1 protein-coding gene and 1 pseudogene are annotated in these 1549 nt (G+C 72.3%); both read right to left on the bottom strand.

Going from position 1 to position 1549, the window contains the following annotated elements; genetic code table 11:
- On the bottom strand, window positions 1-793 hold a 793-nt coding region (locus SACHA_RS22785; RefSeq protein ID WP_019811729.1), incomplete at its 3' end, for a TIGR03084 family metal-binding protein.
- A gap of 42 nt (window positions 794-835) precedes the next feature.
- Window positions 836-1549: pseudogene (locus SACHA_RS25730) on the bottom strand (hypothetical protein); the annotation flags it as partial.

Below are 1549 nucleotides of genomic sequence, written 5' to 3'. Positions count from 1 at the left end.
GCAAGGGCAGCGAGCAGGCGAGTAGGTCGAACGGACCAAGAATACCGGCACTCGCACATGCCTCCGCGTCGGCGCCGACGGCCCGTACCGCCAGGTCGGCCCGGTGCCTGCGGCGGGTGGTGAGCAGGCAGAAGTCGACCGCGGGTCCGGTGATCCGCTGCCCGCCGTGCTCGTCGCCGAAGGACCACACCGCACCCGAGGGGGCGGTGAGCTCGAAGTGGAACGTCGCCTCGGGGACGGGAAGATCCCGTGCCAGGTACCCGAAGTCCCAGGTGCGGGTGGAGAACAGGGCGACATGGTAGAGGCGGTCGGTCCGTTCCGGGGTGCTGCCCAACGCGTCGAGGATGTCCTGCCCGTGTGCGAACAACTCCATCATCCCGGCTTCGGTGAGCACTCGTGGAGGCAGCGACCGCACCAGCCAGGGCACCGGGGTCTGCGGATCGGCCGCGCGGAGACTGTGCGAAGCGGCGGAGGCGGCGCGGCGCCACTGGGCGAGCAGTTCGGTGGGGGTGAGGTCCACGTAACGGGAGAGCGCGGCCTCGACGTTGCTGTCGAAGTCGTCCGAGAGTGCGCCGGCCAGCGCGGCGAAGCCGTCCGCGTCCGAGGCGGCGAGCGCGGCGAGATCGAACGTCGCCGTCAGGTGTGCGACCTGGTGTGCGATGGTCCAGCCGGGAGCCGGTGTCGGAGTGCGCCAACCCGTGTCCGGCAGCGCGGTGAGCACGCGATCCAGTGCTCGTACCTCGGTGTCGAAGTCGGTGATGACGTCCGGTGCGGTCCGGTGTGACGATGTCATGTCGGTCCCTTTCCTCGGGAGGCGGTGTGGTCACCGCCTCGGTCAGAGTGCGGTGGACGGACCGAGCCAGCGGCCCACCCCGCGTGCGGCTGTGGCGCTGGCCCAGGACGTGAGCGAGACCAGTTCGAGGTCGGTCGGATGTTGCTCGCGGTAGGCGGCCACCACGGACCCGTCCACCCGGTGCGGCGCGAGAGCGGTGAGGAGGGCGAGCCGCGCGGCGGTCCGGTGGCGTACGGCCAACGGGGTGATCGCGTGCTCGATGTCGGCGCGAACGGACAGATCCGTGGTGCCGTCCCAGGACCGCACCGCGGTGGTGACCAGGTCGCGCACCGGAGTCGCCACGTGCTCGGCCCCCACCGAGTCGAACGTCGCGTACGCACGTGCGAGGGCGTCCGAGACCGTGGGCGAGGCGGAGGCCCACGGGAACTCGGACTCCCGGAACCCGGACTCCCGGAACCCGGACTCCCGGAACTCGGACTCCGGGGGCGCGGGTCCGGCCGGCAGCAACGGCAGCGAGGCGCCCGGCGGGTACCGGGCGCCCGCTCTCTCACGGAACAGCCTGCCGAGCACCCGCAGCACGCCACGACGGGCCGGTGCCGGTGTGCCGTCGGGCACCGGGGAGTCACCGAGGAACACGGTGACCATCCGGTTCAGGTAGTGGAACGTCACCGCGACACCGGCGAGTTCGGCACGGGCCCTCGGCGTGGTCGAGCGCGGGAGCCGGGCCCGCGCGGCCGTCCCGGCGGTCGAGGTGGC

The organism is Saccharomonospora halophila 8 (assembly GCF_000383775.1).
Classification (GTDB): Bacteria; Actinomycetota; Actinomycetes; order Mycobacteriales; family Pseudonocardiaceae; genus Saccharomonospora; species Saccharomonospora halophila.
Note: the sequence above shows the minus strand (reverse complement) of the source record. Positions and strands in the feature narration are given on the sequence as shown.